The sequence below is a fragment of the Roseobacter sp. EG26 genome (assembly GCF_049830555.1).
In the GTDB taxonomy this organism is placed as follows: Bacteria; Pseudomonadota; Alphaproteobacteria; order Rhodobacterales; family Rhodobacteraceae; genus Roseobacter.
In genome coordinates, this window is sequence record NZ_JBNBLH010000002.1 from 74,327 (window position 1) to 96,221 (window position 21,895).

Annotated in this window: 19 protein-coding genes; 9 read left to right on the plus strand and 10 right to left on the minus strand. The window is 59.2% G+C overall.

All coding sequences use genetic code 11. From position 1 onward, the window contains the following. The first annotated feature begins 359 nt into the window (after positions 1-359). The 5 genes from hmgA to ACOTTU_RS06015 all read left to right on the plus strand — a co-directional run bounded on the left by hmgA (position 360) and on the right by ACOTTU_RS06015 (position 5,266). On the plus strand, positions 360-1,721 hold the full coding sequence (hmgA, locus tag ACOTTU_RS05995) for a homogentisate 1,2-dioxygenase (protein WP_425656594.1): 1,362 nt from the start codon (positions 360-362) through the stop codon (positions 1,719-1,721). Continuing rightward, positions 1,718-2,359 (plus strand): maleylacetoacetate isomerase, encoded by a 642-nt coding sequence (maiA, locus tag ACOTTU_RS06000; protein WP_425656595.1) that lies wholly within the window; start codon positions 1,718-1,720, stop codon positions 2,357-2,359. Before hmgA ends, maiA begins: the two co-directional genes overlap by 4 nt. 95 nt (positions 2,360-2,454) lie before the next feature. Beyond that, positions 2,455-3,405: an MBL fold metallo-hydrolase gene (locus tag ACOTTU_RS06005; RefSeq protein WP_425656596.1), complete on the plus strand. Its 951-nt coding sequence runs from the start codon at positions 2,455-2,457 to the stop codon at positions 3,403-3,405. A 44-nt stretch (positions 3,406-3,449) separates the two neighbouring features. Then, positions 3,450-5,075 (plus strand): FAD-dependent oxidoreductase, encoded by a 1,626-nt coding sequence (locus ACOTTU_RS06010; protein WP_425656597.1) that lies wholly within the window; start codon positions 3,450-3,452, stop codon positions 5,073-5,075. A 2-nt stretch (positions 5,076-5,077) separates the two neighbouring features. Then, entirely contained in the window at positions 5,078-5,266 is a 189-nt protein-coding gene (locus ACOTTU_RS06015; RefSeq protein WP_425656599.1) for a DUF2783 domain-containing protein, read from the plus strand. Positions 5,267-5,275: 9 nt separating this feature from the next. Here ACOTTU_RS06015 and guaD read toward each other — a convergent pair whose 3' ends face one another. The 5 genes from guaD to xdhA all read right to left on the minus strand — a co-directional run bounded on the left by guaD (position 5,276) and on the right by xdhA (position 12,898). Further along, entirely contained in the window at positions 5,276-6,565 is a 1,290-nt protein-coding gene (guaD, locus tag ACOTTU_RS06020; protein ID WP_425656601.1) for a guanine deaminase, read from the minus strand. 59 nt (positions 6,566-6,624) lie between these two features. After that, positions 6,625-8,226 carry a xanthine/uracil/vitamin C permease gene (locus tag ACOTTU_RS06025; protein ID WP_425656602.1) on the minus strand — a complete coding sequence of 534 codons (1,602 nt, stop codon included), beginning with the start codon at positions 8,224-8,226 and terminating at the stop codon, positions 6,625-6,627. 81 nt (positions 8,227-8,307) lie between these two features. Further along, positions 8,308-9,120 (minus strand): xanthine dehydrogenase accessory protein XdhC, encoded by an 813-nt coding sequence (gene xdhC / locus ACOTTU_RS06030; protein WP_425656603.1) that lies wholly within the window; start codon positions 9,118-9,120, stop codon positions 8,308-8,310. Further along, complete coding sequence (gene xdhB / locus ACOTTU_RS06035) at positions 9,110-11,410, minus strand: xanthine dehydrogenase molybdopterin binding subunit (protein WP_425656605.1); 2,301 nt, start codon at positions 11,408-11,410, stop codon at positions 9,110-9,112. Before xdhB ends, xdhC begins: the two co-directional genes overlap by 11 nt. A 27-nt stretch (positions 11,411-11,437) precedes the next feature. Next, on the minus strand, positions 11,438-12,898 hold the full coding sequence (gene xdhA, locus ACOTTU_RS06040) for a xanthine dehydrogenase small subunit (RefSeq protein WP_425657136.1): 1,461 nt from the start codon (positions 12,896-12,898) through the stop codon (positions 11,438-11,440). Positions 12,899-13,025: 127 nt separating this feature from the next. Here xdhA and ACOTTU_RS06045 point away from each other — a divergent pair, with 127 nt between their 5' ends. Both ACOTTU_RS06045 and ACOTTU_RS06050 read left to right on the plus strand, forming a co-directional pair. Further along, positions 13,026-13,958 carry a LysR substrate-binding domain-containing protein gene (locus ACOTTU_RS06045; RefSeq protein WP_425656606.1) on the plus strand — a complete coding sequence of 311 codons (933 nt, stop codon included), beginning with the start codon at positions 13,026-13,028 and terminating at the stop codon, positions 13,956-13,958. A gap of 110 nt (positions 13,959-14,068) precedes the next feature. Then, entirely contained in the window at positions 14,069-14,896 is an 828-nt protein-coding gene (locus tag ACOTTU_RS06050) for a bifunctional allantoicase/(S)-ureidoglycine aminohydrolase (RefSeq protein ID WP_425656608.1), read from the plus strand. Positions 14,897-14,903: 7 nt separating this feature from the next. Here the strand turns inward: ACOTTU_RS06050 and ACOTTU_RS06055 are convergent, their stop codons facing one another. After that, on the minus strand, positions 14,904-15,401 hold the full coding sequence (locus tag ACOTTU_RS06055) for an ureidoglycolate lyase (protein ID WP_425656610.1): 498 nt from the start codon (positions 15,399-15,401) through the stop codon (positions 14,904-14,906). Continuing rightward, complete coding sequence (gene puuE / locus ACOTTU_RS06060; RefSeq protein ID WP_425656612.1) at positions 15,398-16,807, minus strand: allantoinase PuuE; 1,410 nt, start codon at positions 16,805-16,807, stop codon at positions 15,398-15,400. The genes ACOTTU_RS06055 and puuE overlap by 4 nt, the downstream gene beginning before the upstream one ends. Before the next feature lie 140 nt (positions 16,808-16,947). On the opposite strand from puuE, the gene uraH reads away from it, so the two are divergent. Further along, on the plus strand, positions 16,948-17,301 hold the full coding sequence (gene uraH / locus ACOTTU_RS06065; protein ID WP_425656614.1) for a hydroxyisourate hydrolase: 354 nt from the start codon (positions 16,948-16,950) through the stop codon (positions 17,299-17,301). Here uraH and ACOTTU_RS06070 read toward each other — a convergent pair. Next, positions 17,298-18,212, minus strand: coding sequence for a LysR family transcriptional regulator (locus ACOTTU_RS06070; protein WP_425656616.1), 915 nt, complete (start codon positions 18,210-18,212; stop codon positions 17,298-17,300). The genes uraH and ACOTTU_RS06070 overlap by 4 nt on opposite strands. A gap of 93 nt (positions 18,213-18,305) precedes the next feature. On the opposite strand from ACOTTU_RS06070, the gene ACOTTU_RS06075 reads away from it, so the two are divergent. Next, on the plus strand, positions 18,306-19,562 hold the full coding sequence (locus ACOTTU_RS06075; protein WP_425656617.1) for a urate hydroxylase PuuD: 1,257 nt from the start codon (positions 18,306-18,308) through the stop codon (positions 19,560-19,562). A gap of 51 nt (positions 19,563-19,613) precedes the next feature. Here the strand turns inward: ACOTTU_RS06075 and ACOTTU_RS06080 are convergent, their stop codons facing one another. Together ACOTTU_RS06080 and ACOTTU_RS06085 are read right to left on the minus strand one after the other, a co-directional pair. Beyond that, a complete protein-coding gene (locus ACOTTU_RS06080) occupies positions 19,614-20,630 on the minus strand; it encodes an ABC transporter ATP-binding protein (RefSeq protein WP_425656619.1) in 1,017 nt (338 codons plus the stop codon). Continuing rightward, positions 20,630-21,895, minus strand: a complete 1,266-nt coding sequence (locus ACOTTU_RS06085) for an MGH1-like glycoside hydrolase domain-containing protein (protein ID WP_298917059.1) — start codon at positions 21,893-21,895, stop codon at positions 20,630-20,632. The genes ACOTTU_RS06080 and ACOTTU_RS06085 overlap by 1 nt, the downstream gene beginning before the upstream one ends.

Genomic DNA, 21,895 nt, shown 5'->3' on the forward strand with positions numbered 1-21,895 from the left:
CACACCCCCGCAGAGGCAGGCAAATCGCCTCAGGCCTTCGGTTTAAAAAAATAAATCTATGAGCAATCAATATCACCATCACCTTCAACCACAAAGAGAATTTTCCACAAATAGGCAAGATCTTGAGCTTGGAGCCTGTGAAATCGCCGTAGGTGCCATCCCGGCCAATGTCAGGGTTTCATGTCTGCACTTCTTGTTGCTCTGCTGGCAGCCGTTTTTGCCGGGGCTGATCAGCGTGCGCGAGGCGTGTCGACACTCGGTTAGGCGAGGAGTTTTCTATGGTCGGGTTCAGATAAACAGCTTGTTAGTTACAAAAGTAACCAATACATCCATTCCTGTCGCAATCGATGGAGGGCTCAATGAACGATCAGACGCAACCACGTGACATGGTGCAAGCGCCGTCGTTGCCCGGCCCACACGCGGGATACATGCCCGGGTTTGGCAATGACTTTGAAACTGAAGCCTTGCCCGGCGCACTGCCGCAGGGGATGAACAGTCCGCAAAAAGTGAACTACGGTCTTTATGGCGAACAGCTCTCCGGTACAGCTTTCACGGCGCCCAGCCATCAGAATGAACGTACCTGGTGTTACCGCATCAGACCGTCGGTCAAACACTCGCACCGCTATGGAAAGATAGATGTGCCTTACTGGAAGTCCGCGCCTCATGTTGATCCTGATGTGGTCAGCCTTGGCCAGTATCGCTGGGATCCCGTCGCCCATGACGAACAGCCGCTTACCTGGTTGACGGGCATGCGCACAATGACGACCGCGGGGGATGTGAACACGCAGGTCGGCATGGCGAGCCACATCTATCTGGTGACCCAATCTATGCAGGATCAGTATTTCTATTCGGCCGACAGTGAATTGCTTGTCGTGCCGCAAGAGGGGCGTCTGCGGTTCTGCACCGAACTGGGGATCATCGATCTGGAGCCAAAGGAGATTGCGGTTCTGCCGCGAGGTCTGCTTTACCGCGTAGAGGTGCTGGAAGGCCCGGCGCGGGGCTTTGTCTGCGAAAACTACGGCCAGAAGTTCGATCTGCCGGGGCGGGGGCCCATCGGGGCCAACTGCATGGCCAACCGGCGCGATTTCAAAACACCGGTTGCTGCCTTCGAGGATCGCGAAGAGCCCTCATCCGTTGTGATCAAATGGGCGGGCCAGTTCCATGAGACCAAAATCGGCCATTCGCCCCTGGACGTGGTGGCCTGGCATGGAAATTATGCGCCGGTGAAATACGACCTGCGGACCTATTGCCCGGTGGGCGCGATCCTCTTTGATCATCCTGATCCGTCGATCTTCACAGTGCTGACCGCGCCAAGCGGAGTCGAAGGCACGGCCAATATTGATTTTGTCTTGTTCCGTGAACGCTGGATGGTGGCTGAGGACACGTTCCGCCCGCCGTGGTATCACAAGAACATCATGTCTGAACTGATGGGCAATATATACGGTCAGTATGATGCCAAACCGCAGGGTTTCGTGCCGGGCAGCATGAGCCTTCACAATATGATGCTGCCGCATGGACCGGATAAAAACGCCTTCGAAGGGGCCAGCAACGCGGATTTGCAGGCGGAAAAACTCGACAATACGATGTCGTTCATGTTCGAGACCCGCTTTCCGCAGCATCTGACGCGATTTGCCGCTCGGGAGGCGCCATTGCAGGATGATTACATCGACTGCTGGGACAGCCTTGAGAAGAAGTTCGACGGCACGCCGGGGAAGAAATGAAGCTCTACTCCTACTGGCGGTCCACAACATCCTACCGCGTGCGCGCGGCGCTGAACCTCAAGGGAGTGACCTATGAGACGGTGCCGGTTGATCTGGTTGCGGGCGCGCAACGGGACGTCGCCTACCGTGCGCTCAATCCCGGTGCCGGCGTGCCCACGCTGGTGTTGGAAGATGGCACAGCCTTGACGCAGTCCATGGCTATTCTGGATTTCATAGAGGCGACATGGCCTGAGCCGCGACTGATCCCCCAGGATGCGCTGGAAAGAGCGCGGGTTCTGGCGGTGGCTCATACGGTGGCCCTCGACATTCACCCGGTCAACAACCTGCGTGTCATCGGGCAACTGAAGTCCCGCTTTGGGGCAAGTGCCGAACAATCGCAGGGATGGATGTGCCACTGGATGGCAGAAGGGTTCGCCGCACTGGAGGCTCAACTGACCGATGATCATCCTTTTGCCTTTGGTACGACGCCCGATCTGGCGGATCTTTGCATCGCAGCACAGGTTTATAATGCCCGGCGGTGGGGGCTTGATCTGGCACCTTACCCGAAAACCGAACGCATAGAGACCCATGCGCTGAGTGTTCCCGCAATCGCTGCTGCCCACCCGGACCGGCAGCCGGATGCGGATACCCCGGTGTAACGACAAATGTGCAGCTGCAAAAATCCACACTCTGCGGTGCCATCCGTGCCGCCCCTGAAACATCGGCTCAGAAACGGGCCAAAGGAGACAACCAGATGAGCAAAGCATTCGCATCCGCAGGCGATCTGACGGAGAAAGCTATTTCTTTCACCGAGGTGGGCGATGGCTTGTGGGCCTTCACCGCCGAAGGCGACCCGAACTCCGGCGTGATCATTGGCGATGACAGCGTGATGATCGTGGAGGCGCAGGCAACACCGCGGCTGGCGAACAAGGTCATTGAGAAGGTGCGTGACGTCACCGACAAACCGATCAGCCATCTGGTGTTGACCCACTATCATGCGGTGCGCGTGCTGGGCGCATCTGCCTATGGCGCGGATCAGATTATCATGTCCGACAAGGCGCGCGCCATGGTGGTCGAGCGCGGTCAGGAAGACTGGGATAGCGAATTCCAGCGTTTCCCGCGTCTGTTCGAGGGGCATGAAAGCATCCCCGGTCTCACCTATCCGACCACAAGTTTTTCAGACAGCATGACCGTCTATCTGGGCAAGCGCCAGGTCGACATCAAGCATCTCGGGCGGGCGCATACGGCGGGGGATGCGGTCATTCACGTGCCCGACCAGAATGTGATGTTTACCGGTGACATCGTGGAATACCACTCTGCCTGCTATTGCGGTGACGGACATTTCGGCGACTGGGGCGGCACGCTCGATGCGATCAAGGCCTATGATGTGGACGCCATCGCGCCCGGTCGTGGCGATGCGCTGGTGGGCAAGGACATGGTGACGGCGGCCATTGAGAACACGCGCGATTTCGTGACCAGCACCTACCGCCCGGCGGCCCGGATAGCCGCGTCAGGTGGCACGCTGAAAGAGGCCTGGGACGCTGTGCGCGCAGCCTGTGATCCGAAATTCAAGGATTACGCAATTTACGAGCACTGCCTGCCTTTCAATGTGGCCCGTGCCTTTGACGAAGCGCGCGGCATCGACACACCGCGCATCTGGACGGACAAGCGTGATCTGGAAATGTGGGCAGCCCTTCAGGGGTGATTTGCCCTGCTTGAAGGTCACGTAGGGTTCTGGGGAGGACACCGATGGTAGACGTCAGATATGACCTTGCGTTCAAGCTTTACCCCTACGCGCGGGTGGCGGCGCAGGATATGCCGATGCAGCGCCTGCCGGTGGTCGTAGTGGGCGGTGGTCCGATCGGTATGGCCACAGCGCTTGATCTGGGGCGCAAGGGCACGCCGGTTCTGGTGCTGGACGATCACGAAGGCGTCGGGCAGGGCAGCCGCGCGATTTGTTTTTCCAAACGCACGTTGGAGATTGCAGACCGTTTGGGCGCAGGTCAAGCCATGCTCGACAAAGGTGTCATCTGGAATGTTGGCAAAGTTTTTCATGGGCCAGACCGGGTTTTTGAATTCAACCTGCAACCGGAGGCGGGTCACAAGATGCCAGCCTTCATCAACCTGCAACAACCCTATTTCGAAAAATTCCTGGTGGATGAAATCCGCGTGGCGCAAGCGCAAGGCGCGCCTATTGAGATCCGGGGGCAGAACGCTGTTACAGGCATTGCACAACAGGGCGAGTGCGTCGTTCTGGATGTGGGTACCCCCGAGGGTCTCTATCAGATCGCGGCGGATTGGGTGGTGGCCTGTGATGGCGCGCGCTCGCCGTTGCGCACCATGCTGGGTCTCAGCTTTGACGGGCGTGTGTTCGAAGACAACTTCCTGATTGCAGACGTAAAGATGACGGCGGCGTTTCCGACCGAGCGATGGTTCTGGTTTGAACCTCCTTTCAAGGGCAGCGGTCAGTCGGCACTGCTGCACAAGCAGCCTGATGACATCTGGCGCATTGATTTCCAACTGGGGTGGGACATCGACCGGCAGGCCGAACTCGATCCCGTCAGGATCAGGGAGCGAGTGGACGCGATGCTTGGGGAGGGTGCCGAATACGCGTTGGAATGGACCTCCATTTACACCTTCCAGTGCCGCCGGATGAAAGAATTCCGGCACGGGCGCGTGATCTTTGCCGGCGACAGCGCGCATCAGGTCTCTCCTTTTGGCGCGCGGGGGGCGAATTCGGGCATTCAGGATGCGGATAATCTGGCGTGGAAGCTGGATTTCATTGTTAAAGGTCTCGCACCGGAAAGCCTGCTGGACAGCTATTCGGCAGAGCGCGCGCATGGGGCGGATGAGAATATCCTGAATTCCACCCGTGCTACGGATTTCCTGACGCCCAAATCTGATATGAGCAAGATATTCCGCAATGCCGTGCTTGATCTGGCGCGGCAGCATGAATTTGCGCGACCCATGGTGAATTCCGGTCGCCTCTCCGTGCCGTGCGTTTATGATCATATGCCATTGAATGGCCCGGACGCGTTGGCGGGGCCGGACATCACCCGCGTGGGTGCGCCCTGCATCGACGCGCCGCTGGATCAGGGCTATCTTCTGGACAGGTTGCCGGGCCAATTCACAGTGCTCGCCCTCAATTGTGCGGCCCCAGAAATCGATGTGGTGGAAGGGGTACCGCTGACCCATCTGGCACTGACAACGGCTCAGCATGATCCGACCGGTGCATTGGCGCAGCGCTATCTTGGCGCGCAACCACAGGCCCTTTATCTGATCCGGCCTGACCAGCATGTGGCGGCGCGCTGGCCGGAGGCGGATGGTGATGCGCTGGCCGCCGCCGTCAAAACAGCGATTGGCAAGGGAGCCTGACCATGACCCTCAACCTGGCACCGAATATCCCTGATCCCGACGGGTTCTATGACGCGCTTCTGGCCGCACATGAAGGACTTGATAAGGATCAAAGCGATGCCTTTAACGCGCGGCTGATCCTGGTTTTGTGCAACCACATCGGCGACCGGGATGTGCTGCGTCAGGCGCTGGAAGCCGCCAAATCGCCTTAGTCCTGCCGGTTATTTCTGAGGCACACCTGCAACATAGGTCTGCGCGATGGCGCGATCATCGCCCATGATCTGGAGCACAAACAACTCCTCTTCCAGTGTTTCCGCGCGCTCCATCCGAAGTGACATGGCAGGCGTGGCACAAGCGTCAAGCACAACGATATCCGCTTCACTTCCCGCTTCCAGCGTGCCGATTTTATCCGCAAGTCCCAGAACATCTGCATTGCCCCGCGTGATCCAGTCAAAGGCGCGCAGGGCGTGCAGTTTCTGATCCTGAAGCTGCAGGATCTTGTAGCCCTCATTGAGGGTTTGCAGCATGGAATAGCTGGTGCCCGCACCAATGTCTGTGGCAATCGCGTTGCGCACACCGGCCGCGCGCAGGCGCGCGTCATCAAAGAGCCCCGAGCCCAGAAAGAGGTTGGACGTGGGGCAGAAAACGGGATGCGCGCCGGTTTCCGCCAGTGTTGCCACTTCGCGGTCCGACAGGTGTATGGCGTGACCCAGCAGCATCCGGTCATTCAGCAAACCATAGGTTTCGTAGATGTGCAGATAGTCCTTGGCATCGGGATAAAGGGATTTCGCAAAAGCGATTTCATCCAGGTTTTCGGAGACATGTGTCTGCACGTGGCATCCGGGGTTTTCGGCGACCAAAGCGCCCGCCATCTCCATCTGAGCGGGTGTCGAGGTGATCGCGAAGCGGGGCGAGATGGCATATCCCGCACGCCCTTTTCCGTGCCATTTGTCGATCAGCGCCTTGCTGTCGTGATAGCTGGTTTCGGCCGTGTCACAAAGCGCATCCGGCGCGTTGCGGTCCATCATCACCTTGCCCCCGATCATGCGCATATTGCGCTGGGCGGCTTCTGTGAAATAGGCGTCCACGGATTGGGTGTGAACAGAGCAATAGGCCACAGCCGTCGTGGTGCCGTGTTGCGTCAGAACGTCAAAGAACCGTGTCGCAATGGCACTGGCATGCGCCGCGTCCTGAAAGCGGGTTTCTTCGGGAAAAACATAGCCGTTCAGCCAGTCCAGAAGCTGACTGCCCCAGGAGGCGACAACCTGCGCCTGCGGGAAGTGCAGATGCGTGTCAATGAACCCGGCCATCAGCAGATTGGGGCGGTGATCGACAAGTTCGGCGTTCCGGGCCTGTGGCGCGATCTCGTCGAATGAGCCTGAGGCCACGATCAGCCCGTCGCGCACTACCACGGCAGCGTCCTCGATATAGGTATAGGCATCCGTGTCACTGGCGTCTTCCGGCGCGTGGTGAAAGGTCAGGAGGCGTCCGCGTAGCAGAGTATCGTTCATGTTTTCTGGGCCTTGAAGATATTGTGTGCGGGGCGGCAGAAAAACCGCCCCGCCTGTGCTCAGGCGCGCTCGCCCGGCAGGTCAGTGTTCAGAAAATCAGGCTCATCCGGCACGATCACGCGGTGTTCGAGATCTTCCTTGGGGGCAATCGCGGGATAGATCAGCAGGAAAGCCCCGACGATCAGATAGCCGATGGTGATACCGTCAAGCTGTGGCACCTGCAGGCTGGCGGCGTGGATGATCCCGATGGATGACATGACTGCGGCGGCAATGGCGAAACCCCCGGCGTTCTTGAACTTGCCGTCGATGATGGATGCCACGATCGCGCCCCAGATCAGCCCGGTGATGATCGCGCCCTGCGACAAGGCCAGATGCCCTTCGTAATGTGCGCCTTCCATCAGCAGGGCTGCGGTCAGATCGGCATCCCCGAGGTTGGGCAAGCCTTCAACACCATTGCTGCGCAGCGCATTCATCAAGGACCCCCATTTGGTCACGAGAAAGCTGGAGATATGCGGCAGGATCGCGAAGGAGACAGCCGCCATATGCTCGGTCTTGACCGAAAAGGCCGTGTTGGTGATCAGGCTGACCGAGACAAAGACCAGAACCGGTGCGGCGGCAGCAATCGGGATCAACCCGTTGAGAAAAGCAAGAAACCCAAAGAAAGCGGAAAAGGCGATAACGGCACCAACACCGATAACGTAGCCTGCATGAGCGTCCATGCGTTTATAGGCGGGGTGTCCGATATAGACAGTTGTGGGGAAGGGTGAGCCGAAGATGGCACCGATCATTGTGCCCATACCGTCGGTCACCTGACAGGCGGCAACGGGGTAGTGATCGCCCGCGGCCTCGGCGCTTTCCACGTTATTCATGGTCTCGATGAAATTGTAGATTTGTACCGGCACCAGCACGAGGAAAAGCTCCGGATTGGCAAAGAGGTATTGCACGCCCGCGATCAGATCGCCGAAATAGGGCAGCGGCGGATAGAACCCCACACCCTCAAAGCTGAAGCGTGACTGGCCGAGCAGAATGGCAATGAGTGTGCCGACACCAATGGCGATGAGGCCTGCGGGAATGCCCATTGGCAGGCGAAACCGGCCAATCAACCCCCAGAGGATGAAAACAAGCGAGGCAAAGCCGATGATCGGGTTTTCAAAGACTTGGGTCAGTGGCACCGAACCGATGAAGACAATGGCAATGCCGCAAAGCGTGCCGAGCATGCCCGCACGCGGCGTGATGCGTTTGAGATACGGCCCGACAATGGCCCCGAAGGCCGCCACGATGCCGCCCATGAAACCGGCACCTATGCCCACCTGCCAGGCCAGAACCGCGTCCTGCGTGCTCCAGTAGATCGGCCCGATCACGCCAAAGAGATAGACAAACATCACCGGCGTGGAGATGCCATAGGGCAGGGCGGTGACGTCCTTGCCGGTTTTGTTGGCCACGCGTTTGGCCATCAGCACATAGACCAGAACGCCTGCGAGAATGGCCACGGCAGCGCCCGGAACAATGCGGCCGTAAACGATGTCGGCGGGCATCTGGAAGACGAACTGACAGACCGCTGACAGCACCATGAGATTTACAAGGTTGTCGGTAAAAAGCGCCCAGAAAGCGCTGTAATCGCTGCGCGCGAAAAGTTTGTAACTGTAGCTGGCCTGTGCCATTTTATTGTCCTCCCTAAGACAAGTCTTTTGAGCGCACTGCCGGTACGGCGTGCGGGCGTTTGTGACTTTCGGTAACCGCGCTCAGGCGGTGATTTTGGTATTCAGTTGCGGCTCGGTGAGCCTGGCCATGACCTCGGCCACCACAAAAGAAGCGATCACATGGGGTCGCTTGTCGGTACTATGGCCCGCCCCGATGGGGCAGATCAGCGCGTTGGTTGATACCTCCGGTGTGCTGGTTCGGCAGTAGGTTTCGAATTTTGCGCGTTTGGTCGCGGACCCGATCAGACCGACATAGGCGGCATCCGGTCTTGCCAGAGCCTCGGATGTCAGCAGGAAATCAAGGGCGTGATCATGGGTCAGCACGATGAAGGCGCTGCCAGCGGGGGCCTGTCTGATCTCAGCCTCCGGCAGGGCGGTGCATCGTTTGTCCACGGCGGCATCGGACAGCGCCAACTCTTCGGCGCGGGTGTCGACAAGGCAGCAACGAACGGGCAAATGCTGGAAAAGCTGCGCCAAAGCCCGCCCCACATGACCGGCCCCCAGAATGTAGACTTGGCGATAGGCGCAGTGATCGGCTGTTTCTCTGGCGCAAGCCGCAACGGTTTCCGCTGCGCTCAACTGCGTGAGGTGCAGCACCACGCGGCCCCCGCAGCATTGCCCGATTTCCGGCCCCAGCGGCACATTCATCTGCGTGCTGGCACGTCCCTGCCGCAGCATGGCGCGCGCCTGATCGATGGCCATATATTCCAACTGGCCGCCACCAATGGTGCCATAGGTTGCAGTCAGTGCCACGAACATCTCCGCCCCGGCCTCACGAGGTGCGGAGCCGCGCACGTCGGTCTGGCGCACATGGATGACCTTACCATGTCTGTCAAAGAACGCTTCAAGAGACATCCGCGCGCCCCTTTCTGAGCCGTTCAACCGCCATCAGAACGCACTCCGGTGTGGCAGGCGCATCCAGACGCGGGCAGGTCTTGTAATCATCCACGCTGGCTACGGCCATGGACAGGGCCTCGAATACGGAAATGCCCAGCATGAAGGGTGGCTCACCCACGGCCTTGGAACGTTTGATCGTATTCTCGCGGTTTTCCGACCAGTCCGGCAGGGTGACGTTGAAAATGCGCGGGCGGTCCGAGGCCAGCGGGATTTTATAGGTCGACGGCGCGTGCGTGCGCAACTGACCCTGTTTGTCCCACCACAGTTCTTCGGTTGTCAGCCAGCCCATGCCCTGAATGAAGGCCCCTTCGATCTGACCGATATCCAGTTGCGCGTTCAGCGACCGGCCCACATCATGCAGAATATCCGTGCGCTCGACGATGTATTCACCGGTCAGCGTGTCGATCGTGACCTCGGAACAGGCTGCACCATAGGCATAGTAATAAAATGGACGCCCCTTACCGGAGGCGCGGTCCCAGTGGATCTTGGGCGTCTTGTAGAACCCCGCCGCAGATAGCTGAATGCGCGCCATATAGGCCTGTTTGATGAAATCGGAAAACGGTACTGATTCCGCACCGATATGCACGTGATTGTCGGCAAAGCGAATGGTGTCAGGCTTGGCCTGCCATTTTTCGGCGGCAAACTCGACCAGCCGGGCCTTGATCTGTTCACAGCCGTCAAGGGCGGCCATACCATTCAGGTCAGAGCCTGAAGAGGCCGCTGTGGCGGATGTATTGGGGACTTTCTCCGTTGTCGTTTTGGTGATTTTCACGCGGGCGAAATCAACGCCGAAAGCTTCCGCCGCGATCTGGGCAACCTTGGTGTTCAGCCCCTGACCCATTTCGGTGCCGCCGTGGTTCAGCGCAATCGACCCGTCATTGTAGATGTGCACAAGTGATCCGGCCTGATTATACCATGTCGCGGTGAAGGAAATCCCGAATTTGACCGGTGTCAGCGCGATGCCTTTGCGGGTGATGCCGCCCTTTGCGTTATGCGCCAGAATGGCCTTGCGCCGGGTTTGATACTTGGCACTGGCTTCCAACTCATCCACGATGCGCGGCATGATGTTGTCTTCGACGGTCTGATGGTAGGGCGTGACGTTGCGGTCCTCGGTGCCGTAGAAATTGGCGCGCCGCACCTCCAGCGTGTCTTTGCCCAGAGCGTAGGCGATTTCTTCCATGATCCGTTCCGCCGCGATCACCCCCTGCGGGCCGCCAAAGCCGCGAAAGGCAGTGTTTGAGACGGTGTTTGTCTTCATCGGATGCGAAGTGAGACGCACATTCGGATAGAAATAGGCGTTGTCCGCGTGAAAGAGCGCGCGGTCTGTGACCGGCCCTGAAAGATCGGATGAAAACCCGCAGCGCGCCGCGAAATCACCATCAACCGCGTGGACTTTCCCGTCAGCGTCAAAGCCCACATCATAATCAATCACGAAGTCATGGCGCTTGCCGGTTGCGGACATGTCATCATCCCGGTCTGGCCGGATTTTCACAGCGCGGTGCCATTTCTTGGCGGCCATGGCGGCGACCGCGCAAAAGAGGTTCATCTGCGTTTCCTTGCCGCCAAAGCCACCGCCCATACGCCGCACGTTGACGGTGACCGCATTGGAGTTCACGCCCAGAACCTTGGCCACCATATGTTGCGCTTCTGACGGGTGCTGGGTGGAGGAATGCACGACCACGTCTTCATCTTCGCCCGGAATGGCAAAGGCGATGTGACCTTCCAGATACATGTGATCCTGCCCGCCAACCCGCATCTGGCCCCACAGGCGATGCGGTGCGGCCTCCAATGCAGGCGCCACATCGCCGCGCTCCAGCTTCAGGGGCGGGGTGACATAGGGGTATTGCGCCGCGCGCGCCTCTGCGGCGTCGAGCACATGGGGCAGGTCTTCATAGGTGATGTCGGCCAGCTTGGCCGCCCGGCGCGCGGCATCGCGCGTCTCGGCCACAACAGCGAACATGGGTTGACCCCAGAATTGTACGAGGGGTCCGGCAAAGATCGGTTCGTCCTTGAGGCCGGTCGGGCTGACGTCGTTCTCGCCGGGGATATCTTCTTCGGTCAGAACGCCGACCACACCGGGGGCAGCGCGGACAGCCGCGAGGTCCATCACCACCACCCGCGCATGCGCGCGCGTGGACAGCCCCAGATAGGCATGCAAAGTGCCAATTGGTTCGGGAATATCATCGGCATATTCCGCCCGGCCCGTCACATGTTTGATCGCTGAGTCGTGCCGTGGGTCCAGTGTCATCGAAGTGTCTTTCATCGCCATGCCCCCTCAGCCCCGAACCAGCTGAACATCGGATGTCGCACCGGAATGTTCGGCATAAAACCGGCGGAAAAGGTTTTTAGAGACCTGCATCCGGTAAACTGCGGAAGCCCGCCAGTCGGTCAACGGGCTGAAATCCTGCGCCAGTGCTTCGGCAGCGGCGGTCAGGCTTGCCTCCGCCCATGTTTGACCCACGAGCGCCTGTTCTGCGCTGGCGGCCCGTTTCGGTGTTGCCGCCATGCCGCCAAAGGCAATGCGCGCCGATTGGATCGTGCCGTTCTGCACGGTCACGTTGAAAGCGGCACAGACCGACGAGATATCTTCATCACGCCGCTTGGAAATCTTATACGCGCTGTGCCGTGCATCCGGGCCGGGTCGGGGCACGCGGATCGTTTCGAGAAATTCACCTGGCACCAGATCCTGTTTGCCATAATCGACGAAGAAGTCTTCGATGGGCAGGGTGCGGCGTGCATCGCCCCGCCGCAGCGTGATCTCCGCGCCAAGGGCAATCAGCACCGGGGGGGTGTCACCGATGGGCGAGCCGTTGGCGATATTGCCGCCGATGGTGCCCATGTTTCTGATCTGCCAGCCGGCGATCCGGTCCCAGAACGCGCGCAGATGCGGGTACTCATCACATAAAATGGCCTCGGCATCGGAATAGCTGACACCCGCACCGATGTGAATATGATCATCGCGCCGTTCGATTTTCCTGAGTTCTTCCAGATGGTTGAGGAAAACAACGGGAGAGATGTCCTTGAGGAACTTGGTCACCCAAAGCCCGACATCCGTGGCACCGGCCACCATGGTGGCATCGGGCGTTTCCAACAGGACCTGCGCCAGATCATCCGTGTTGGCAGGCAGGATCGCGCGGCTGTTGTCTTTGCGCAGATCAACCCGCTTGCCATCCTGCAAAGCGCTCAGACGTGTGGTGATGTCGTCCCGTTCCATCGTGAGCGCATCCTCGGCGGGCGAGCCATGTTCTGTGATCGCCTTTGCGGCGCGAATGATCGGGGCGTAACCGGTGCAGCGGCACAGATTACCCTGCAAGGCGGTTTCAATCTCGTCTTCGGAGGGATCGGGTTTTTGCATCCAGAGCGCGTAGAGCGACATGATAAACCCCGGCGTGCAAAATCCGCATTGGCTGCCATGATGTTCGACCATCGCCTGCTGCACCGGGTGCAGCTTGCCATGCGGACCGGACAGATATTCGACCGAAACGACGTGACAGCCGTCCAGTGAGGCCATCAGGCGGATGCAGGCATTCACCGCTTCGTAGCGCAAACTGCCGTCCTGCAAGCGTCCGACCAGCACGGTGCAGGCCCCGCAATCACCCTCGGCACAACCTTCCTTGGTGCCGGTCAGGCGACGTTCCAGTCGCAGATAGTCCAGCAAGGTATCGGAGGCCCCCACGTCGTCCAGGCTGATGTCACGCCCGTTCAGCAAAAAGCGGATGTTGGGTCTGGAGTGCATGGGTTGAATGTCCCCGATCTGTGGTTCCGTCATGTGGTTGTTCTCATCATGACCTATTTCGATCTTCGACAAAACGCCTGAGACTGGTAAGCTTTTTCAACGATTCATTGAAAATCGAGGCGGAAACATGCCGTATCTTGAAAGTCTGAAAGTATTCGTGCGTGTGGTGGAGCTTGGCAGCATCACCGCAGGGGGGCGCGATCTGCGTCTGACACCGGCTGTGGCCAGCAACAGGATCAAGGAGCTGGAAAAACGGCTGGATGTGCGTCTGTTCAACCGCACAACCCGCAAACTGACGCCTACGGAAGCCGGGCAGAGTTTTTACGATCATGCGCGCACGATTGTGGAGAACGTTGAACACGCCGAAGCGGTGATCGCCGGGTTTGCAGGTAGTCCGCATGGGGTTATTCAGGTTGCAGCCCCGCTTGGGGTCGGCAAACGCATCGTTGCCCCGCTGGTGCCACGGTTCGTAGAGAACTATCCCGACATTTCGATCCGTTTGCGCCTGTCTGACCGCAAGGTCGATTTGCTGGATGACCGGCTGGATGTGGCCCTGATGGTCGGAACGCCGCCCGAGTCCACGCTGACGCTGCGCAAGATTGCGGATTGTCCTCGGGTGCTTTGTGCAACGCCGGAATATCTGGCAGGGAGAGGCGCGCCGCAGCGCCCTCAGGATCTTACCGAAAAGGAGCACAACTGTCTTTTGCTGCGTTATCCCCGCTCGCCCGAGTATTTCTGGACGTTACAGACGCCCGAAGGGCCAATTAAAATCGAACCCGCTGGCAGCTACGATTCCGATGATGGCGATGTGCTGACCGCTTGGGCGCTTGACCATCGGGGGATTGTGAACAAACCCGTCTTTGATGTGGCCGAAGAACTGGAAAGCGGCCATCTGGTGGAAGTCTTGCCGCAAACGCCGCCTATGGACGCGATCTTTGGCTGTCTTTATCCCCACCGCCGGTTGCAGGACCCCAAAATCCGACTGTTCGTTGATTTCATGGTGGCGCAGTGCCGGGTGCAGTTACGGGAGATGCAGTCCGGCTATTTCAGAGGGCGTTGAATGCTTGGGTGATTTTCAAAAATTGGCGAAAGCTCCTTAAGGGGGAAGCGGTCTTGCGGTGGCGGTTTGGCTGGGTGAGGGTCAGCCCATCCCAACGCAGGAACAACACAATGTCGAAAGCCCCTTATTACGCCCCGACCGGTGGGCACCCGGATCAGACCACCCTGTTGACGGATCGGGCGGTTTTCACAGATGCCTATGCGGTCATTCCCAAAGGAACGATGCGTGACATCGTGACAAGTTTCTTGCCGTTCTGGGACAAGACACGTCTGTGGGTTCTCTCTCGCCCGCTCAGCGGTTTTGCCGAGACGTTTTCACAGTACATCATGGAAGTGGCACCGGGGGGTGGTAGCGACAGGCCGGAAACGGATGCCCGTGCGCAGGCGGTTTTGTTCGTCGTAGAAGGCGGGTTTGATCTGGTGATCAACGACACGCAGCACGCGCTGGCCGAAGGCAGCTATGCCTATATTCCGGCGGGCAGCGACTGGTCCTTGCGCAACAACACGCAGGCGGTGACGCGGTTCCACTGGATCCGCAAAGCCTATGAGCCGGTCGAGGGGCTTGCGCATCCCGATCCGATTGTCACACGAGATCAGGATGTGGCACCGACGGTCATGCCGGATACGGATGGCAAATGGGCAACCACCCGTTTCGTTGACCCGTCAGATATGCGCCACGACATGCATGTCACCATCGTCACCTTTCAGCCCGGTGCGGTGATCCCGTTTTGCGAAACCCATGTGATGGAACACGGGCTTTATGTTCTGGAAGGCAAGGCGGTCTACCGGCTCAACCAGGATTGGGTGGAGGTCGAGGCAGGCGATTACATGTGGCTCCGCGCTTTTTGCCCGCAGGCCTGTTACGCAGGTGGGCCGGGTGCTTTCCGCTATCTGCTCTACAAGGACGTCAACCGGCATATGAAACTGGGGTTGGGGTAACGGATCCTCAGCCGGGGGCATCCCCGGTGATCTGCCAGGGAACATCAAACCAGTGCTCCTGCAAATTAGCGCCGTCACCGATGCGGTCGACCACCGCAAAGAGCCCGGGAGGTGCCAGCGGGCATAGAACCCCATGCCAGACATTCCGGTGATAATTCACGCCCTGTCCCGGTTGTGCGACGAAAGCAACAGGTTGGGCCGGTGCGCCACCTGCATCCTTTGCCACAACCACCAGATAGGGGTTCTGGTGCATGGGGATAAAGGCCTGTGAGCCGTCGGGGTGCCGTTCCATCATCTCCAGCACAAAGGGCAGGCTGCGCGGTTGCGCGTCAAAGAGGCTGATCCCCGCGCGGCCCGTGGAAAAGTCCATCCGCCCGCGGTCATGGTGACGCCCGCAAAGCCCCTGATTGATCAGCTTGTCGGGATCGCCCTGAACCTCCAGCACGTCGCCGAACGCCGCGAAATGCTGCGCCGAGAGCGGCCGGGCGATCACAGACCGGGTCATGGCAGAAGATCACGCAGGCGGAATTCCGCGATCCTTTCCACCTGATGGCAGGCTTCGGCAAATTCGGTGGGGCGGTCATTGTCAATACGTTCCCTGAAGCGCGCCAGAATGCCCGCCTTGTCGTGATCCCGCACGGCGATGATGAAGGGAAAGCCGTGTTTGGCGACATAGGCGTCGTTCAGGCTGGTGAATTCTGCGCGTTCCGCATCGGTCAGGGCGTCAAGTCCGGCTGTGGCTTGTTCCGATGTGCTCTCGGCGGTAAGCCGTTTTGCCTGCGCCAGTTTGCCCGCCAGATCCGGGTGCGCCGTCAGAACCCCCAGCTTTTGCTCCTCATCCGCGCTGCGAAACACGCGGGCCAGTGCATTATGCAGGCCGGCCGCCGTGTCATGGGCGGGGCCCAGTTCTGCCGCATGGGCCCCTTCGGCGATCCAGGGTGAATGTTCAAAAATGCCGCCAAAGCGGGCGACGAAAGCCTCGCGCCCGAGCGCGCTTGGCTTCTCGCGGCGCTGATGCGGATAGGTCTGGGCCCAATGATCAGCGATCTGTTCGCGCGTGGCGAACCAGACGCCATCATGCGATCTGGCATGATCGAGAAAGCGTTTGAGCGACTGGACCCTGCCGGGACGCCCGATCAGACGGCAATGCAGACCGACGGACATCATCTTTGGCGCACCCTCATCCCCTTCGGCATAAAGCGCATCGAAGGTGTCGCGCAGATAGGCAAAGAACTGGTCCCCCGAATTGAACCCCTGCGGCGTGGCAAAACGCATGTCATTGCAGTCCAGCGTGTAGGGCACGATCAACTGATCCGTGTCGTCAAATTCCATCCAATAGGGCAGATCATCGGCATAGCTGTCCGCGACATAGGCAAACTGGCCGGTTTCAGCCGCCAGCCGCACGGTGTTGTCACTGCAGCGCCCTGTGTACCAGCCGCGTGGCGCGCTGCCGGTCACTTCGGTGTGCAGGCGAATGGCTTCGGCCATATCGGCGGCCTCTGCCACGGGATCGGCGTCCTTGTATTCGATCCATTTCAACCCGTGGCTGGCGATTTCCCAATTGGCCTGCTGCATCGCCGCGACTTGTTCGGGGGAGCGCGCCAATGCGCTGGCCACCCCGTAAACCGTGATGGGCAGATCCTTGAGCAATCGGTGCAACCGCCAGAAACCGGCGCGTGCGCCATATTCATAGATCGATTCCATGTTCCAGTGGCGCTGCCCGGGCCAGGCGGCGGCCCCCACGATTTCAGACAGGAAGGCCTCTGACGCCGCATCGCCGTGCAGGATGTTGTTCTCGCCACCTTCTTCGTAGTTCAAAACGATCTGGACGGCGATTTTTGCGCCACCCGGCCATTGCGCATCTGGCGGCGTGGCACCGTAGCCTATCATGTCACGGGGGTAGCGGGTCATAGATGTGCTCCTTTGCTCACCATCCGTATATTACAGGTAATGATTGGGGTTTATCAAAAAAAACCATAAACACTATTGCGAAATGACCGGTTTCACCCGGTGACGGGCCGGATCAGAATGGGCAGGCAAAGGAGAATGAAATGGCGGGTTATCTGACCACACATGTACTGGACACGGCGCGCGGCTGTCCCGCGTCCGGTTTGGAGATTGAGCTTTTCCGGATCGAGGGTGCCCAACGCACCAGCCTGCGGCGGCTCGTCACCAATGAGGACGGGCGCACGGATGCACAGATTTTACCGGAAGCCGATTTTGAAACGGGCACCTATGAGCTGGTGTTTTACTGCGGCGATTATCTGGACCGCAGCGGTGTGGCACCGGAAAGCCCGCGTTTTCTGGATGAAATCCCACTGCGCTTTGGCATGTCGGAGGCCGCCCATTACCATGTGCCGCTGTTGCTGTCGCCATTCGGATATTCGACCTATCGCGGCAGCTAGGCGGGTTTCTCCGCCACCGCTGCGGCCATGCGTTCGATGACGAATTCCATGAACAATCGCGCCTTGGGGTCCTGATGACGCCGGTGGGTATATAGGCAGGCCATCAGAACGGGCAGGGGCGGCGTTTCCTCCACAACCCGCACCAGAGCGCCGCTTTCCAGATGATGCGCGACTTCAAACAGCGGTTTGAGCGCGATACCGGCCCCCGCGAGGGCCCAATCAGTCAGCACATCCCCGTCGTCACTTTCAAACCGGCCCCGCACGTCGAATTTGCGCGGGCCGTCTGCGGTGTTCAGTTCCCACTGAAATTCGCGCGCCCCGGGAAAGCGCAGGTTCAGGCAATTGTGCCGCCCGCGTTCAATCTCCGCGCCTGACCTGGGGCACCCGTGCTGCGCGACATAGGACGGGCTTGCACAAAGCACGCGCGTGCAATCGGCAATCTTGCGAATGCGCAGGCTGGAATCTTCGGGCCGCCCAAGAAAAAACGCCACATCAAGCCCTTCTGCCGTGAGGTCCAGTTTGCGGTCACTCAGCCGCAATCGCACATCAACCAGCGGATAGTTTTCTGCAAATTCAGGTAGATGCGGGGCAATCAAGCGTCGCCCGACGCCCAGAGGGGCCGAAATATGCAAGGTGCCGCGCGGGTTTTCAGTGACATCGCCAATGCCCGCTTCGGCTTCTTCGACTGCAGCCAGCACACCGCAGGCCCCCTCGTAGAAAATCCGGCCCTGTTCCGTGGGCGTGAGGCTGCGTGTCGTGCGTTGAAACAGGCGCACCCCCAAATGCGCCTCAAGCTGCGACATGCGCGCCGAGGCAACAGCCGGGGAAATGCGCTGGTCCCGCGCGGCGGCGGACATGGTGCCAAGCTCGTAGATGCGGACAAATGTGCGGATATTATCGAAGTAGGACATTATACGGTTTTTTTTGAGAGAGATTTAAGAATGCCAAATATAGCCAACAAATTCCGGCTTGGATAGACTGCGCAAAACGACGGAGATTTTGCCATGTATGATCTGGCCATCATTTGGGATTGGATTGCTTTTGCGGTGCGCTGGCTGCATGTTATCACGGCCATCGCTTGGATCGGATCCTCCTTTTACTTTGTGGCGCTGGATCTGGGTCTGAAAAAAGTGCCGCATCTGCCCGTGGGCGCGCATGGCGAAGAATGGCAGGTCCATGGCGGCGGGTTTTACCACATCCAGAAATACCTCGTGGCACCCGAAAACATGCCCGACCATCTGGTGTGGTTCAAATGGGAGAGCTACGCGACCTGGCTGTCCGGGGCGGCTCTTTTGATGGTGGTTTACTGGGTCGGGGCCGAGCTCTTTCTGATCGATCCGGCCAAGGCTGATCTGTCCGTCTGGCAGGCGGTGCTAGTCTCTGCCGGATCGCTGACAATCGGCTGGATTTGTTACGATTTCCTGTGCAAGTCGAAGCTGGGCGATCACCCCACGTTCCTAATGTTGCTGCTGTTTGCGATCCTCGTGGCCATGTCCTGGGGCTACAACCAGATCTTCACCGGGCGCGCCGCATTGCTGCATCTGGGAGCATTCACAGCCACCATCATGACGGCCAATGTGTTTTTCATCATCATGCCCAACCAGCGCATTGTGGTGAAGGATTTGCAGGAAGGCCGGACGCCGCACCCCAAATATGGCAAGATTGCCAAGCTGCGCAGCACGCATAACAATTATCTGACGCTGCCGGTGGTATTTCTGATGCTGTCGAACCATTATCCACTGGCCTTCGGGACGGAATATAGCTGGATCATTGCATCGCTGATTTTCCTGACGGGGGTGACGATCCGACACTATTTCAACACCATGCATGCAACGGGTAGCGGTCCGCACTGGACCTGGGCGGTAACGGTGCTGATCTTCATCCTGATTGCCTGGCTGTCGACGGCGTCATCATGGGATGGCGATTATGACGCGCTCGAAGAACAGGCCCTGACCCCATACGAGCAGCGTTATGCACAGGCCGCGGGCTTTGACGACGTGCAGGACATCGTTTTGGGACGCTGTTCCATGTGCCATGCGCGCGAACCCGTCTGGGAAGGCATGCTTTGGGCACCCAAGGGCGTGCACCTTGAGACCACCGCCGATATCGCGCGTGCGGCACGGGAAATCTACATGCAGGCCGGGGTCAGCCACGCCATGCCGCCGGCAAACATCACTGGACTGCCGTCCGAAGACCGCACAAAAATCGTCCAATGGTTCCGCAATGTGGGACGCGATCAGGCGGCATTGGATCAAAACTGAGCGTTGAAAATAGCCAGTACTTTCAACGCCATGCCGCCCGTTCAACTGGCCTTAACGCACGGCGAGCCCGGCGGTGTCGAAAAAGCGGGTCAGTCCGGGCCCAAATGACAGGCCCGCTGCGTCCCCCGGAGAAAGATCGCTGTCGCCGGTTACCCGCACAGTGACTTGACCGGCTTCGCCACAATCCATGACAACAAATGTATCGGCGCCAAGATACTCCAGAACATCGACCTTGCCGCCCACGTGACCGTCGCCTTCAGCGACGAGCGTAATGTGCTCGGGGCGAATGCCCACGTGCGTAGCGGTTGCCGGTGCATCGCTTACCGAAGTGGACCCAAGAGGCATCACGTTCATGCGGGGGGAGCCGATGAATTGCGCCACAAAGAGGTTTGACGGGTTTTCATAAAGTTCCCGTGGGGACCCCACCTGAACCACAAGACCGGCCTCCAGCACGACGATACGGTCGGCAAGCGTCATCGCTTCGACCTGATCGTGGGTGACATAGATCATCGTGGTAGCCAGTGTCTGGTGCAGTTTGGCGATTTCATAGCGCATCTCGACCCGCAGGGCGGCGTCGAGGTTCGACAAAGGCTCATCGAACAGAAAGGCCGTGGGATCGCGCACAATGGAGCGGCCAATGGCCACGCGTTGGCGCTGACCACCTGACAAGTCCTTCGGGCGGCGGTCGAGATATTCACCCAGTTTGAGCGCCCGGGCTGCCTCATCGACTTTCTCGGCAATCTCGGCGGCCGGAAGACCCGCCGATTTCAACGGGAAGCCCACATTGTCGCGTACCGACATGTGCGGATAAAGCGCGTAAGACTGGAACACCATCGCCAGCCCTCGCTTTGATGGGGGCTCGGCTGTTGCATCCCGGTCCCCGATCATGATTTGTCCGCGGCTGGTCTCTTCAAGCCCTGCGATCATGCGGAGCAGGGTGGATTTGCCGCAACCGGAAGGGCCCACGAATATAACGAACTCGCCTTCTTCGATTTCCAGATCCACGCCCTTGATGACCTGGACGTCGCCATACCATTTCTCGACAGCTTTCAGAGAGATTGAGGGCATTATGCAGCTCCTTTCGCAGCGTTTTCCTGCGGTTCATGACGGGCCCAGGTAAGCCAGATGGCGGCTGTCCATGTGAAATCCTTACCGCCACATGGCGTTGTATCGACCGGATCGAAATATTCGTAAAAGCCGTGCTTTCGGATCAGGGCCGCCGTTTCCGAACGGAGCCTTTCGGCAAGATCAATATGACCATCTGCATTCAGCCCGATTGCAATGAGGGCATTGACCACAGGCCAGGTTGGCCCGCGCCAGTATTTGCGCGGGTTGAAAAGATCAACTTCCGGATCGGCCGACGGGACACCGTAATTCACGGCGTTCCAGGCGCGCAGAAGCTGGGCTTCCAATTGCGGATTTCCAGCCCCGGCGAGATAGGCAAGAAAGGCCCCGGAGCCGAGAATATTGGCGAAAGCCCCATCACGCAGGTTGCGCGCATCAAAGGCATTCAGCGCATCGTTCCAGATCAACGGCAGGGCGGAGCGCAGGGTGGTTGCCCAGCTTTCGATTTCAGATACGTCTTCTCCCAGCGCGCGCCCGAGCACCGCGAGGTCATCATGCGCCCTTAGCAACATGAAGGTGATCCCGGGATCGGCCATCAAAAACGGCCCGTCCTGAACAATTTTCGTGTCGTCCCAACCAACACTGCGACCAAATTCGACGATGGCAATATAGCGGTCGTAGTCTTCCTTGGTAGGGCGCATGTCGGCGTGAACATGGCCCAGATCGCGCCGTTCGTAGGGTCCGACAGCTGAGCCGTCGACACCGGCCATCCCGATGTCCCAGTCGGGGCAATTGTCACGCCCGCTTTCCCAGGGATGGATGATGGCCACGGGGCCGTGGGTGCAGCGCATTTCCTGCCACCAGCGATGCCATTTGACCAACTTTGGGTAAAGCGCTTCAAGTCGCGCACGCCCGGTGCGCTCATCAATCTCGAAGATCAAGCGCGCCATGATGGCCGTTATCGGGGGTTGCGAAATTCCCGAGGTTTCGGGGGTCTGGCCTGTTTGCCAGACGTCCGGCCCCGGAAAATAACCCGGATCGGGCTGGTGGAAGATAATATGGGGGACCATGCCATTGTCCCATTGGCTGGCCATCAGCGTATCCAGTTCGTCCCAGGCGCGTGCCACGTCGAATGTCGCAAACCCCCAGGCGGCAAAGGCGCTGTCCCAGTTCCACTGGTAGGGGTAAAGACCATGGGTGGGCAGCGTGTAGCCGCCCTTGTCATTTTGCCGCAAAATCGCGCGGGCCTGTTCGTCGAGATGTGTCAT